The 14,530-nt window shown below is 53.2% G+C and carries 13 protein-coding genes; 10 read left to right on the plus strand and 3 right to left on the minus strand.

Features of this window, described 5'->3' with window-relative positions:
• Entirely contained in the window at nt 1-792 is a 792-nt protein-coding gene (gene tatC, locus OGY10_RS00655; RefSeq protein WP_003828911.1) for a Sec-independent protein translocase subunit TatC, read from the plus strand.
• Nucleotides 793-833: 41 nt separating this feature from the next.
• Nucleotides 834-1,616: a 3'-5' ssDNA/RNA exonuclease TatD gene (tatD, locus tag OGY10_RS00660; protein ID WP_103285952.1), complete on the plus strand. Its 783-nt coding sequence runs from the start codon at nt 834-836 to the stop codon at nt 1,614-1,616.
• A 5-nt stretch (nt 1,617-1,621) separates the two neighbouring features.
• Here tatD and rfaH read toward each other — a convergent pair whose 3' ends face one another.
• On the minus strand, nt 1,622-2,110 hold the full coding sequence (gene rfaH, locus OGY10_RS00665; protein ID WP_003017881.1) for a transcription/translation regulatory transformer protein RfaH: 489 nt from the start codon (nt 2,108-2,110) through the stop codon (nt 1,622-1,624).
• A 204-nt stretch (nt 2,111-2,314) separates the two neighbouring features.
• Here rfaH and ubiD point away from each other — a divergent pair, with 204 nt between their 5' ends.
• From ubiD to OGY10_RS00685, 4 genes are all read left to right on the plus strand, one after another.
• The gene (gene ubiD, locus OGY10_RS00670; protein WP_003828905.1) at nt 2,315-3,808 is read left to right on the plus strand and encodes a 4-hydroxy-3-polyprenylbenzoate decarboxylase; all 1,494 of its coding nucleotides are present in this window, start codon (nt 2,315-2,317) and stop codon (nt 3,806-3,808) included.
• 40 nt (nt 3,809-3,848) lie between these two features.
• On the plus strand, nt 3,849-4,550 hold the full coding sequence (gene fre, locus OGY10_RS00675) for an NAD(P)H-flavin reductase (RefSeq protein ID WP_003828903.1): 702 nt from the start codon (nt 3,849-3,851) through the stop codon (nt 4,548-4,550).
• 228 nt (nt 4,551-4,778) lie between these two features.
• Complete coding sequence (locus tag OGY10_RS00680) at nt 4,779-5,705, plus strand: ROK family protein (protein ID WP_100271701.1); 927 nt, start codon at nt 4,779-4,781, stop codon at nt 5,703-5,705.
• On the plus strand, nt 5,702-6,682 hold the full coding sequence (locus OGY10_RS00685) for a LacI family DNA-binding transcriptional regulator (protein ID WP_111466294.1): 981 nt from the start codon (nt 5,702-5,704) through the stop codon (nt 6,680-6,682). The genes OGY10_RS00680 and OGY10_RS00685 overlap by 4 nt, the downstream gene beginning before the upstream one ends.
• Nucleotides 6,683-6,895: 213 nt before the next feature.
• On the opposite strand, the gene fadA is transcribed toward OGY10_RS00685, so the two are convergent.
• Nucleotides 6,896-8,059 carry an acetyl-CoA C-acyltransferase FadA gene (fadA, locus tag OGY10_RS00690; protein ID WP_057067477.1) on the minus strand — a complete coding sequence of 388 codons (1,164 nt, stop codon included), beginning with the start codon at nt 8,057-8,059 and terminating at the stop codon, nt 6,896-6,898.
• Nucleotides 8,060-8,068: 9 nt separating this feature from the next.
• A complete protein-coding gene (gene fadB, locus OGY10_RS00695; RefSeq protein ID WP_032941592.1) occupies nt 8,069-10,258 on the minus strand; it encodes a fatty acid oxidation complex subunit alpha FadB in 2,190 nt (729 codons plus the stop codon).
• 188 nt (nt 10,259-10,446) lie between these two features.
• On the opposite strand from fadB, the gene pepQ reads away from it, so the two are divergent.
• From pepQ to hemG, 4 genes are read left to right on the plus strand one after another with little or no spacing between them, the layout of a single operon-like run.
• Nucleotides 10,447-11,778, plus strand: coding sequence for a Xaa-Pro dipeptidase (gene pepQ, locus OGY10_RS00700; protein WP_008787103.1), 1,332 nt, complete (start codon nt 10,447-10,449; stop codon nt 11,776-11,778).
• Complete coding sequence (locus tag OGY10_RS00705; protein ID WP_003017851.1) at nt 11,778-12,392, plus strand: IMPACT family protein; 615 nt, start codon at nt 11,778-11,780, stop codon at nt 12,390-12,392. The genes pepQ and OGY10_RS00705 overlap by 1 nt, the downstream gene beginning before the upstream one ends.
• A 38-nt stretch (nt 12,393-12,430) precedes the next feature.
• Nucleotides 12,431-13,882 (plus strand): Trk system potassium transporter TrkH, encoded by a 1,452-nt coding sequence (gene trkH / locus OGY10_RS00710; protein ID WP_003017848.1) that lies wholly within the window; start codon nt 12,431-12,433, stop codon nt 13,880-13,882.
• Nucleotides 13,883-13,893: 11 nt separating this feature from the next.
• Complete coding sequence (gene hemG, locus OGY10_RS00715) at nt 13,894-14,439, plus strand: menaquinone-dependent protoporphyrinogen IX dehydrogenase (protein WP_032945724.1); 546 nt, start codon at nt 13,894-13,896, stop codon at nt 14,437-14,439.
• Nucleotides 14,440-14,530: the final 91 nt, after the last annotated feature.

The following is a 14,530-nucleotide window of genomic DNA, read 5'->3' on the forward strand; positions in this document are numbered from 1 at the left end:
ATGGCTGTAGAAGATACCCAACCGCTCATTACGCATCTTATCGAGCTGCGTAAGCGACTCCTGAACTGCATTATTGCGGTTATCGTGATCTTTCTGGCGTTGGTTTACTTTGCCAACGACATTTACCATATGGTTGCGGCACCGCTGATTAAACAGATGCCGCAGGGTGCAACGATGATCGCCACCGATGTGGCCTCACCGTTCTTTACCCCTATAAAGTTAACCTTCATGGTGTCGCTGATCCTGTCAGCGCCAGTGATCCTCTACCAGGTATGGGCATTCATTGCGCCTGCTTTGTACAAACATGAACGTCGCCTGGTTGTGCCGCTGCTGGTCTCCAGCTCGTTGTTGTTCTACATCGGCATGGCATTCGCCTATTTTGTCGTCTTCCCGTTGGCGTTTGGTTTTCTGGCTAACACGGCTCCGCAAGGCGTGCAGGTATCGACAGATATTGCCAGCTATCTCAGCTTCGTAATGGCGCTATTTATGGCTTTCGGTGTCTCTTTTGAGGTCCCTGTCGCCATTGTGCTGCTATGCTGGATGGGCATTACGACACCTGAAGATTTACGTAAGAAACGACCTTACGTGGTGGTGGGAGCATTCGTCGTCGGGATGTTACTGACTCCGCCAGATGTCTTCTCGCAAACGTTGTTGGCGATACCGATGTACTGCCTGTTTGAAGTGGGCGTTTTCTTCTCTCGTTTCTATGTCGGTAAGCGACGTACGCGAGATGAGGACAACGAGGCTGAAGAAGCAAAAGAAGCCGAAGCCACCGAGAAAACAGAAGAGTAAATTCAACCGCCCGTCAGGGCGGTTGTCATATGGGAGGTAGCATGTTTGATATTGGCGTTAATTTAACCAGTTCACAATTTGCGAAAGACAGGGATGATGTTGTGGCGCGCGCCTTTGCTGCGGGCGTAAACGGTATGCTTCTGACCGGAACAAACCTGCACGAAAGCCAGCAGGCGCTGAAGTTGGCGCAACTTTATCCACATTGCTGGTCCACGGCTGGCGTGCACCCGCATGACAGTAGCCAATGGCAATCCTCAACGGAAGACGAGATTATCGCGCTGGCAAACCAGTCTGAGGTGGTCGCTATTGGCGAGTGCGGTCTGGATTTCAATCGCAATTTCTCCACGCCACAGGAGCAGGAACGTGCTTTTGAGGCACAACTGCGCATTGCCGCTGAACTGCAGATGCCGATTTTCATGCATTGTCGAGATGCCCATGAGCGTTTTCTGACGTTGCTGGAGCCGTGGCTGGATAGTCTCCCGGGCGCGGTGCTGCACTGTTTTACCGGAACGCGGCAGGAGATGCAGGACTGTGTGGACCGAGGGCTTTATATTGGTATTACCGGCTGGGTCTGTGATGAGCGTCGGGGGATGGAACTGCGGGAACTGCTGCCGTTTATTCCGGTGGAAAGGCTACTGATCGAAACCGATGCGCCTTACCTACTTCCTCGCGACTTAACGCCTAAACCGACGTCACGGCGCAATGAACCGGCGCACCTGCCACATATTCTTGAGCGTATTGCCCACTGGCGCGGAGAAGATCCTCAATGGCTGTCAGCAACCATTGATGCTAACGTCCGAACATTGTTCGAAGTGACCTTCTAAACGGCTTAAATTTTTCTAAAACCGGTATTTTTCACGCTCTGCTTAACTTCTTTATTCAACAGGTTAAGCAGTAGCATGGAACGCGCTTCGCCATCCGGTTCGGTGAAGATCGCTTTTAGCCCCTCAAATGCCCCTTCAGTAATAATCACGCTGTCCCCTGGCTGAGGAGTTTGCGGGTCCACAATACCTTCAGGCTTGTAGATAGAAAGCTGGTGAATAACGGGAGAAGGGACGGTCGCAGGCGTCGCGCCAAAACGGACGAAATGGCTGACACCACGCGTGGCATTGATAGTGGTGGTGTGGATCACTTCCGGGTCGAACTCGACAAACATGTAATTAGGGAATAGTGGTTCACTGACTGTGGTACGTTTACCGCGCACTATTTTTTCCAGGGTGATCATAGGCGTCAGGCAGTTCACCGCCTGTCTTTCCAGGTGTTCCTGGGCTCTCTGAAGTTGCCCACGTTTGCAGTACAGTAAATACCAGGATTGCATAATAACTCTTATCCGCTTGTTCTGAGCGCAAGCATAGCAAAAGCCATGCGTTAAGTTAATTATACCCACCTCAACGCAGGCTGAAACCCAATGGGTATATACGCCCGGGGCTTATATGTATCGCCAGAGTTCACGCTAATTTAACAAAAATACAGCATCACAATGATGAACGCCGTATAATGAAGCGCTTACGAAGAGGCCACAATGGACGCCATGAAATATCACGATTTACGCGACTTCCTGACGCTGCTTGAACAGCAGGGCGAGCTCAAACGCATTTCGCTTGAGGTGGATCCCCACCTGGAAATTACTGAAATTGCCGATCGCACTCTGCGTGCCGGTGGGCCTGCGTTACTGTTTGAGAATCCGAAAGGCTATTCAATGCCGGTGCTGTGTAACCTGTTTGGCACACCAAAGCGTGTTGCGATGGGGATGGGACAAGAAGATGTCTCGGCGCTACGAGAAGTCGGTAAACTGTTGGCGTTTTTGAAAGAGCCAGAGCCACCGAAAGGATTCCGCGATCTGTTTGATAAGCTGCCGCAGTTTAAGCAGGTGTTGAACATGCCGACTAAGCGGTTGCGCGGTGCACCTTGTCAGCAAAAAATCTACTCGGGCGATGACGTTGATTTAAACCGCATTCCGATTATGACCTGCTGGCCGGAAGATGCCGCGCCGCTGATTACCTGGGGGCTCACCGTAACGCGTGGTCCGCATAAAGAGCGGCAGAATCTGGGCATCTATCGTCAGCAACTGATTGGCAAAAACAAGCTCATTATGCGCTGGCTGTCCCATCGCGGCGGCGCGCTTGATTACCAGGAGTGGTGCGCAGCGCATCCGGGTGAACGCTTCCCGGTTTCTGTGGCGTTAGGAGCAGATCCTGCGACCATTCTGGGGGCCGTGACGCCGGTCCCTGATACATTATCCGAGTACGCATTTGCCGGGCTGTTGCGCGGAACCAAGACCGAAGTAGTTAAATGTATTTCCAACGACCTGGAAGTGCCTGCCAGCGCAGAAATCGTGCTGGAAGGGTACATTGAACCGGGCGAGCTGGCTCCGGAAGGGCCGTATGGCGATCATACCGGCTACTACAACGAAGTAGATAGCTTCCCGGTCTTTACCGTCACGCACATTACCCAGCGTGAAGATGCAATTTATCACTCTACCTATACCGGACGCCCGCCAGATGAACCCGCGGTGCTCGGCGTGGCGCTGAACGAAGTCTTCGTGCCTATTCTGCAAAAGCAGTTCCCGGAAATCGTCGATTTTTATCTACCTCCGGAAGGCTGTTCTTATCGCCTGGCCGTCGTGACGATGAAAAAACAGTACGCTGGTCATGCCAAACGCGTCATGATGGGCGTTTGGTCGTTTTTGCGTCAGTTTATGTACACCAAATTTGTTATTGTTTGCGATGATGACGTCAACGCACGCGACTGGAATGATGTGATTTGGGCAATTACTACCCGTATGGACCCGGCCCGGGATACGGTACTGGTAGAGAATACGCCAATTGATTACCTGGACTTTGCCTCGCCGGTTTCCGGCCTTGGTTCAAAAATGGGGCTGGATGCCACAAATAAATGGCCGGGCGAAACCCAACGTGAATGGGGACGTCCGATTAAAAAAGATCCTGAAGTGACTGCGCGCATTGACGCAATTTGGGATGAACTGGCCATCTTTAATGACGGCAAAAGCGCCTGAGGCGCGATCGTTTTGCCTATTGATCCGACAGAGAGAGCGCATGACAACCTTAAGCTGTAAAGTGACCTCGGTAGAAGCTATCACTGACACCGTATATCGCGTTCGTTTAGTGCCAGACGCGGCGTTTTCCTTTCGTGCTGGCCAGTATTTAATGGTCGTGATGGATGAAAGGGATAAGCGTCCGTTCTCCATGGCATCAACGCCGGACGAGCAAGGATTCATTGAGCTGCACGTTGGCGCCTCTGAGCTAAATCTTTACGCCATGGCCGTGATGGACCGTATTCTGAAAGACCGGGAAATCAAGGTCGACATTCCGCATGGCGAAGCCTGGCTGCGAGATGAAGACGAGCGCCCGCTGATCCTGATTGCCGGTGGTACAGGTTTCTCTTACGTGCGTTCTATTCTGCTTACCGCGCTGGCGCGCAACCCAAACCGCGATATCACCATTTACTGGGGCGGTCGCGAGGAGAAGCATCTCTACGATCTCTCCGAGCTGGAAGCGCTGTCTGTGAACCACCCGAATCTGCGCGTTGAGCCAGTGGTGGAACAGCCTGAAGACGGCTGGCGTGGTCGTACGGGAACCGTGTTAACGGCAGTATTGCAGGATTACGGTACCCTGGCGGAGCATGATATCTACATTGCCGGGCGTTTTGAAATGGCCAAAATCGCGCGCGATCTCTTCTGTAATGAGCGCAGTGCGCGTGAAGATCGCCTGTTTGGCGACGCTTTCGCGTTCATTTAAGCGCTGTGCGCCGGAGCCCTTCCGGCGCATTCATCACCAACCTTACTTCTTCTAACAGGGTGCAAGCCCGGTCTCGTTGTTTCTCTTTTTCACCACGTTTTTTAGTAAACATGTTTTTCCTATCTATTAATCACAAAACTTAGCTTTTGTGACAGGTCTCTTTTTGTTTAGTAAACAAAATTGGCAAACTAGACACAATCAAATTGCGAGGCGCAAACGAGGAAGACCATGAGACTCGGACTGGATATTGGCGGGACTAAAATCGAAGCGGTGGTGATTGATAACGCGGGTGAAATTGTTTACCGCGAGCGATGCGCGACACCAAAGCAGAGTTACGGTGATTTTTTCCAGGCCGTGACGGAGATGATTGCTAAGGCCAGACTGGCCGTTAATCAGCCTTTCTCGGTTGGCGTTGGGGTGCCCGGTGCGGTGGATAGCGAGGGGTTAATTAAGAACTCCAACATCCTGGTGCTGAATCAACAGGCCTTTGCGCAAGACCTTGAGCGAGCATCAGGAATGCCAGTGCCGGTTACCAATGATGCCAACTGCTTTACCTTGTCGGAAGCGATGGACGGTAGCGGACACGGGCATAGCGTGGTATTTGGCGTGATCCTCGGTACCGGTTGCGGCGGTGGACTATGCATCGATAACCGCTTGATCTCTGGACCTAACGCCTGCGCAGGAGAGTGGGGGCATAATGCATTGCCGCGCTACCACGAATCTCAGGACGGGACTGGAGTGACATGCTATTGCGGACAGTTGAACTGTATTGAAAGTTTTATTTCCGGTAGCGGTCTGGAACGTCAGTATATGAATCACACCGCGCAGCATGTGGGTGTGCCACAAATTATGCAACAGGTAGAATCGGGTGATGCGGATGCCTGCTTTGTATGGGAACGCTATTGCGATCAACTGGCGCGTGCATTGGCGGGCGTGGTGAATACGCTCGATCCCGATGTTATTGTGCTAGGGGGCGGGGTATCCAATATCGATTTACTGTATTCGGGTTTACAGGCGCGAGTGGCGCAGTACGTATTTGGTAAGCAGTGCCGCACACCGATAGTTCGGGCCCGTCACGGCGACAGCAGCGGCGTACGCGGCGCGGCCTGGCTGGGGGCGCAACAAGCCATAGTAGAATCAATGAGAGTGAAATGACGAAACCTGTACGTATCAGAGATATTGCCGAAGCTTGTGGTGTTTCAGTTGGTGCAGTTTCCCGCGCCCTAAAAGGGCAGCCGGGGCTGCGTGAAGACACCCGGCTGCGCATTATTTCTGTGGCGCAGCAGCAGGGTTATGATTTTTCCCGTCTGCGCACTGACAAGATCAAACGCGTCCTGTTTTTGCTTCACCGCCAGCACAATATCAGCCGGGCATTGCCATTTTATTCTCAACTGCTGCTGGGGATAGAAGATAATTGTCGTGACCATGGTATTGCGCTGAGCTTTCTCTCCATTGGTCCAGGCGATGCAGTGAGTGAGCAGGTGCTGCTGCACCAGCCTGATGCGCTGATCTGTGCCGGATTTTTTGAGCCTGAATTACTTGGCTTGCTGCAACAGATGAAACTGCCGTTGGTGCTGGTGGATCTCTGGGCGCCGGGCCTGCCTTGCGTGAATCCGGACAACACCCAGGGCGGTTATCTGGCTACACAACATTTGATTGCACAAGGTCGCAGCCGTATTGCTTTTCTTGCCAGCACGCTTGCGCACTACAGCATCCGTCAGCGCGAGAAGGGTTACCGTCGGGCATTGTATGAGGCCCGTTTGCTGATGCCGCCAGAGTATGAAGCCATTGCGCCGCCGCTGCTGGATACCGAGCAATCTTTGGTGGAGGCGGTGAATGAATTGCTCAGTCTGCCAGAGCCGCCCGACGCTATTTTTGCCTATAACGATGCGGCAGCGCTGGTTGTTCAACGGGTGTGTGCGCAGCAGGGTATACGTATCCCGGAAGATCTTGCGCTGGTTGGGTTTGATGATATCGATGCTGCGGCCTGGTCACATCCACCACTCACCACCATTGCGGTTGATAAACAACAATTGGGGCGTGATGCGCTGCGTTTATTGCTGGAAGAAAATCAGGAAGAGAATCTGCTGTTGCCGGTGCAGTTAGTGGTACGTGGTAGTTCAGAGAAATAAAAAACCCGCCCCTGACAGGCGGGAAGAACGGCAACTAAACTTTCTCTCTTCGCCATTGGCACCATAACTGTGTTGGCTGCGCTCATTCACCCGAATCACTTACTATACGTAAGCTCATCGGGATTCATTCACTTGCCGCCTTGTTCTGGCACCAATGGCTTTGAGATAACATTTCGTAGGCCGGGCAAGCGAATCGCCCCCGGCATGCTTTGATTAAACTCGCTCAAATACCGTCGCGATGCCCTGGCCTAAACCGATACACATCGTCGCCAGGCCAAACTGTACGTCTTTGCGTTCCATCAGATTGAGCAGGGTGGTGCTGATACGCGCCCCAGAGCAACCCAACGGATGGCCCAAAGCGATCGCCCCGCCGTTGAGGTTGATCTTCTCATCGATCTGCTCCATCAGCCCCAGATCTTTAATGCACGGCAGGATCTGAGCGGCAAAGGCTTCGTTCATCTCAAACAAACCGATATCGCTGGTGGAGAGTCCCGCTTTTTTCAGCGCCAGTTTTGAGGCCGGAACCGGGCCGTAACCCATGATTGAAGGGTCGCAGCCAACAACAGCCATCGAACGAATACGGGCACGCGGCGTCAGACCCAGCTCACGGGCGCGACTTTCGCTCATGACCAGCATCGCCGCTGCGCCGTCGGAGAGCGCGGAGGAGGTACCGGCAGTGACCGTTCCGCTAACCGGATCGAACGCCGGGCGCAGGGTGGAGAGCGCTTCAACGGTTGTCTCCGGACGGATAACCTCATCGTAGTTAAACTGCTTCAGTACGCCGTCGGCATCATGGCCGCCGGTCGGGATGATTTCGTTTTTAAATGCGCCAGACTGTGTTGCAGCCCATGCGCGAGCATGTGAACGTGCGGCGAAAGCATCCTGCATTTCACGGCTGATGCCGTGCATGCGAGAGAGCATTTCCGCAGTCAGACCCATCATTCCCGCGGCTTTTGCCACGTTGCGGCTCATGCCCGGATGGAAATCAACGCCGTGGCTCATTGGTACATGGCCCATATGCTCCACGCCGCCAATCAGGCACGCCTGAGCATCGCCGGTCATGATCATGCGTGCCGCGTCGTGCAGCGCCTGCATGGACGAACCGCACAGGCGGTTGACCGTGACGGCTGGAACGGAGTGCGGAACTTCCGCCAGCAGCGCGGCGTTACGGGCGATGTTGAAACCCTGCTCCAGCGTTTGCTGCACACAGCCCCAGTAAATATCATCAAGCGCGGATGGCTCCAGCGCAGGATTTCGCGCCAGCAGGCTACGCATTAAGTGTGCGGAGAGATCTTCTGCCCGCACGTGACGAAACGCGCCCCCTTTCGAACGGCCCATCGGGGTACGGATCGCATCAACAATTACAACCTGTTCCATTGTGACTCCTTAAGCCGTTTTCAGGCTGCCAACCGGGCGGGCAGGCTCAACCTGGGGATAATACGGTTCGTTATGGCGCGCCTTATCACGCAGACCAGCCGGAACTTCATACAGTGCTCCGAGGTGCTGATACTGCTGGGCCATATCGAGATACTTCGCGCTGCCGAGCGTATCCAACCAGCGGAACGCGCCACCATGGAACGGAGGGAAACCCAGGCCATAAACCAGCGCCATGTCGGCTTCTGCCGGGCTGGCGATAATGCCTTCTTCCAGACAACGCACCACTTCGTTGACCATTGGGATCATCATGCGAGCGATAATCTCTTCATCACTGAAGTCGCGTTTCGGCTGGCTGACTTCTGCCAGCAGATCGTCAACGGTGGCATCCTCTTCTTTCTTCGGCTTGCCCTTGTTGTCTTCTTTATAACGCCAGAATCCAAGACCGTTTTTCTGTCCGAAACGGTTCGCATCAAACAGGGCGTCTATCGCGTCGCGATAATCTTTCTGCATACGCTGAGGGAAGCCTGCGGACATCACTGCCTGCGCGTGATGTGCGGTATCAATTCCCACCACGTCCAGCAGATAAGCCGGGCCCATCGGCCAGCCAAACTGTTTTTCCATGACTTTGTCGACTTTGCGGAAATCCGCCCCATCGCGCAGCAGCTGGCTGAAACCGGCAAAATACGGGAACAGCACGCGGTTCACGAAGAAACCGGGGCAGTCGTTGACCACAATTGGGGTTTTGCCCATCTGGCTTGCCCAGGCGACAACTTTGGCGATGGTTTCATCCGAGCTTTTCTCGCCGCGAATAATCTCAACCAGTGGCATGCGGTGTACTGGGTTAAAGAAGTGCATCCCACAGAAGTTTTCCGGGCGCTTGAGCGCGCTGGCCAGCTCGTTGATTGGGATGGTGGAGGTATTTGAAGCCAGTACGGTGTCCGGGCGTACCTGATCTTCGGTTTCTGCCAGTACCGCTTTTTTCACTTTCGGGTTTTCCACGACAGCTTCAACCACCACGTCCACACGCTCAAAACCGCTATAGTCGAGGGTTGGATGAATAGTGGAAATCACGCCCGCCATTTTCAGACCGTCAATTTTGCCGCGCTCAAGCTGTTTGTTCAGCAGCTTGGCCGCTTCGGTCATGCCCAGCGTTAATGATTTGTCGTTGATATCTTTCATGACAACCGGCACGCCTTTCCAGGCTGACTGGTAAGCGATGCCGCCGCCCATAATGCCCGCGCCCAGCACCGCAGCTTGCTTCGGTGCTTCAATATTTTTGGTGAGTTTTTTGGCTTTGGCTTTGACGAACTGATCGTTAAGGAAGATCCCAACCAGCGCGCGAGCTTCACTGGTGTGCGCCAGTGGAACAAAGCTTTTATTTTCCAGATTCAGCGCTTCTTCACGGCCAAAACGGGCCGCTGCTTCAATGGTTTTTACCGCGGTAATCGGCGCGGGATAATGCTTCCCTGCCGTCTGTGCCACCATACCTTTAGCGATGGTAAAGCTCATAGCCGCTTCAATTTTGCTGAGTTTCAACGGCTCCAGCTTCGGCTGACGTTTGGCCTTCCAGTCGAGGTCGCCGTTAATCGCCTGACGTAATACTGCGATCGCGCCATCAAGCAGTTTGTCTTGCTTCACTACGCCATCGACCAGGCCGATTTTTAGCGCCTGCTCAGCACCAACATCCTTACCTGCCGCAATAATTTCCAGCGCGCTGTCCGCACCCAGCATACGTGGCATACGCACGGAGCCGCCAAAGCCCGGCATAATGCCCAGCTTGGTTTCCGGCAGGCCAATGCGCAGGTCCGGCGTTGCCAGACGATAATCGGTTGCCAGAACACACTCGCAGCCGCCACCCAGCGCGTAGCCGTTTACTGCTGACAGGGTCGGAACAGGCAGATCTTCGAGGCGATTAAAGACGCTGTTGGCAAAATGCAGCCACTGGCTTAGTTGTTCTTCAGGCACGAGGAACAGTGAAAGGAATTCGGTGATATCGGCACCAACAATAAAGGCTGCTTTGTTAGAACGCAGTAGCAGCCCTTTTAAATTCGGTTGTTTTTCCAGCACATCAAGCGCATGGCCCAGGCTGGCAACGGTGGCCGTGTCGAGTTTATTGACCGAACCAGGGGCATCGAACACCAGTTCGGCGATGCCATCTTCCAGCCAGTCGAGGTACAGGGTGTCGCCTTTGTAAAGCATGTCAGTCTCCTGAATCCGCAAGGTGATCTGGTCATACCAGATGAATCGAAGTGTGTGTTTTATGTTAATAAAATGCAAATGAATGATTAAAGAAATGACGATTCGATCACGCTCGGCAGAAATCACGCACTCACAAAGCGATGTGCTAAGATGCGGAGACTTGAGGTCAAAAAACAGAAGGATAGAAAATGGAATCGCTGGCCGCACTCTATAAAAATCATATCGTTACCTTACAGGAACGGACGCGCGACGCGCTGGATCGCTTCAAACTGGATGCATTACTTATTCACTCTGGCGAACTTGTTAACGTCTTTCTCGACGATCATCCATATCCGTTTAAGGTCAATCCACAATTTAAAGCCTGGGTGCCTGTAACACAGGTTCCTAACTGCTGGTTGCTGGTGGATGGCGTAAACAAGCCGAAACTGTGGTTCTACCTGCCGGTCGATTACTGGCACAACGTTGAGCCGCTACCAACCTCTTTCTGGACGGAAGAAATCGAGATCATCGCGCTGCCGAAAGCGGATGGTATCGGTAGCCAACTGCCTGCTGCTCGAGGCAATATTGGTTATATCGGCCCGGTTCCGGAACGTGCGCTGCAACTGGACATCGCGGCCAGCAACATCAACCCGAAAGGGGTGATCGACTACCTGCATTATTACCGCGCCTATAAAACGGAATACGAACTGGCCTGTATGCGCGAAGCGCAGAAAATGGCGGTAAATGGACACCGTGCCGCAGAAGAAGCGTTCCGTTCCGGAATGAGCGAGTTTGACATCAACCTCGCTTACCTGACTGCCACCGGTCACCGCGACACCGACGTGCCATACAGCAACATCGTGGCGCTTAACGAGCATGCTTCGGTTCTTCATTATACCAAGCTGGATCATCAGGCACCGTCTGAAATCCGCAGCTTCCTGCTCGACGCTGGTGCGGAATACAACGGCTATGCGGCAGACCTGACGCGTACCTGGTCGGCGAAAAACGACAACGACTATGCGCATCTGGTGAAAGACGTTAACGACGAAGAGCTGGCGCTGATTGCCACCATGAAAGCAGGCACCAGCTACGTGGATTATCACATTCAGTTCCATCAGCGTATCGCGAAGCTGCTGCGTAAGCATCAAATCATCACCGGTATGAGTGAAGAAGCGATGGTGGAAAACGATCTTACCGGGCCGTTTATGCCGCACGGTATTGGTCACCCGCTGGGTCTGCAGGTGCATGATGTCGCAGGCTTTATGCAGGATGACAGCGGTACTCATCTGGCCGCGCCGTCGAAGTATCCTTACCTGCGTTGCACCCGCGTACTGCAACCAGGCATGGTTCTGACCATCGAACCGGGCATTTACTTCATTGAATCTCTGTTGGCACCATGGCGTGAAGGACAGTTCAGCAAGCACTTCAACTGGCAGAAAATTGAAGCACTGAAACCGTTCGGCGGTATTCGTATTGAAGACAACGTGGTGGTTCACGAAAACAATATCGAAAACATGACGCGGGATTTGAAACTGGCGTAATGGACAGTTGGTTAATCCCTGCGGCGCCGGTTAGCGTCGTCGAAGAGATCAAAAAAAGCCGCTTCATTACGCTGCTCGCCCATACGGACGGCGTAGAAGCGGCAAAGGCGTTTGTTGAGTCAGTCAAAGCGGAACACCCGGACGCCCGCCACCATTGTGTGGCGTGGGTGGCGGGTGCGCCCAATGACTCGCAGCAGCTAGGATTTTCAGACGATGGCGAACCGGCGGGTACGGCAGGTAAACCGATGCTCGCGCAGCTGATGGGGAGCGGTGTCGGCGAGATTACCGCTGTAGTCGTGCGCTACTACGGCGGTATCCTTCTCGGTACTGGAGGGTTGGTAAAAGCCTACGGTGGTGGTGTGAATCAGGCGTTGCGCCAGTTAACGACACAGCGCAAGACGCCATTAACCGAATATACTTTGCAGTGTGAGTACGGTCAGCTGGCAGGCATTGAAGCCTTGCTGGGGCAGTTTGACGGTAAAGTCGTTGCCAGTGATTACCAGGCTTTTGTTCGGCTCAGGGTGGCGCTTCCTTTTGCCAAAGTGGATGAGTTTTCGGCAAAACTGGCGGATTTTAGTCGTGGTTCATTGCAATTGTTAGCGATTGAAGAATAATCCCCACCTCATTTTAAAGAACTAAGGAAGCGGCAGAGATGCATTTTCGCGCCATCACCCGAATCGTTGGACTACTGGTCATCTTATTCTCGGGGACAATGATTATCCCCGGACTGGTAGCGCTCATCTACCGCGATGGGGCAGGGCGTGCATTCACCCAAACTTTCTTCGTTGCTCTGGCGATCGGCTCCATGCTGTGGTGGCCAAACCGTAAAGAGAAGGGTGAACTGAAATCGCGCGAAGGATTTCTGATTGTCGTTTTGTTCTGGACCGTTCTGGGTAGTGTGGGTGCGCTACCGTTCATCTTTGCGGAAAGCCCTAACCTAACGATAACCGACGCTTTTTTTGAATCCTTTTCCGGATTAACCACTACAGGTGCGACGACGCTGGTGGGGCTGGATTCATTGCCACACGCGATTCTCTTTTATCGCCAGATGCTGCAATGGTTCGGCGGGATGGGGATCATCGTGCTGGCGGTGGCTATCCTGCCTATTCTTGGCGTTGGTGGGATGCAGCTCTATCGTGCAGAAATGCCGGGGCCGCTGAAAGATAATAAAATGCGCCCGCGTATTGCCGAAACGGCGAAAACGCTGTGGCTAATCTATGTATTACTGACGGTGGCGTGCGCGCTGGCGCTATGGTTTGCCGGGATGCCCGCGTTTGACGCCATAGGGCACAGTTTTGCCACAATCGCCATCGGTGGTTTTTCCACACACGATGCCAGCGTGGGGTATTTCGACAGTCCCACGATTAACACCATCATTGCTATCTTCTTGCTGATCTCCGGTTGTAACTATGGTCTGCACTTCTCTTTATTAAGTGGGCGTAGTCTGAAGGTCTACTGGCGGGATCCGGAATTCCGCATGTTTATCGGCGTGCAGCTGACGCTGGTGGCAGTCTGTACGCTGGTGCTATGGATACACAATACCTATGGCTCGGCGCTCACGACGATCAACCAGGCCTTTTTCCAGGTGGTATCGATGGCGACGACCGCCGGATTTACCACGGACAGTATTGCCCGCTGGCCGCTGTTTCTGCCAGTGTTGTTGCTGTGTTCTGCTTTTATCGGCGGCTGTGCCGGGTCGACGGGCGGTGGCTTGAAGGTGATTCGTATCCTGCTGCTGTTTAAGCAGGGTAACCGCGAATTGAAACGACTGGTCCATCCGAATGCGGTTTACAGTATCAAACTGGGTAACCGTGCGTTGCCGGAGCGAATTCTTGAAGCCGTATGGGGATTCTTCTCTGCCTATGCGCTGGTCTTTATTATCAGTATGCTGGCGATTATTGCGACCGGTGTTGATGACTTCTCCGCGTTTGCCTCTGTTGTGGCAACGTTGAATAACCTGGGGCCTGGACTGGGGGTTGTCGCCGACAACTTTGCCAGTATGAACCCTGTGGCGAAGTGGATCCTGATTGCCAATATGCTGTTTGGTCGTCTGGAGGTCTTTACTCTGCTGGTGCTCTTTACCCCTACCTTCTGGCGTGAATAATGGAGTAACACGTGAAAACACTGATTCTTTTTTCTTCCCGGGACGGACAAACGCGTGAAATCGCTGAATATCTGGCTTCTGAACTCAAAGAGCTGGGCGTTTGGGCAGATGTTGTTAATTTGCATCGTACCGCGGAGCCGGACTGGCAAAATTATGACAGCGTGGTAATTGGCGCCTCGATTCGCTACGGTCATTACCATGCTGCTTTTCAGGAGTTTGTGAAAAAGCATGCCACACGGCTGAATTCGATGCCGAGCGCGTTCTACTCCGTAAACCTGGTTGCCCGTAAACCGGAGAAACGTACGCCGCAAACCAACAGCTATGCGCGTAAGTTCCTGATGAGTTCGCCGTGGCGACCAGACCACAGCGCAGTCATTGCGGGTGCTTTGCTGTATCCACGCTATCGCTGGTATGACCGCGTTATGATCCAACTGATAATGAAGATGTCAGGTGGTGAAACGGATACGAATAAAGAAGTGGTGTATACCGATTGGGAACAGGTTGCGAGATTCGCGCGAGAAATAGCCCAATTAACCAACAAAGCGTTGTTAAAATAAGCGCAAAGAATAAAAAATACGCACTCGGAAGATTATTTTAAATTTCCCCTTGTCAGCCTGAAATAACTCCCTATAATGCGCCTCCACTGAC

It is taken from the genome of Citrobacter sp. Cpo148, assembly GCF_030332375.1.
Taxonomy (GTDB): domain Bacteria; phylum Pseudomonadota; class Gammaproteobacteria; order Enterobacterales; family Enterobacteriaceae; genus Citrobacter; species Citrobacter portucalensis.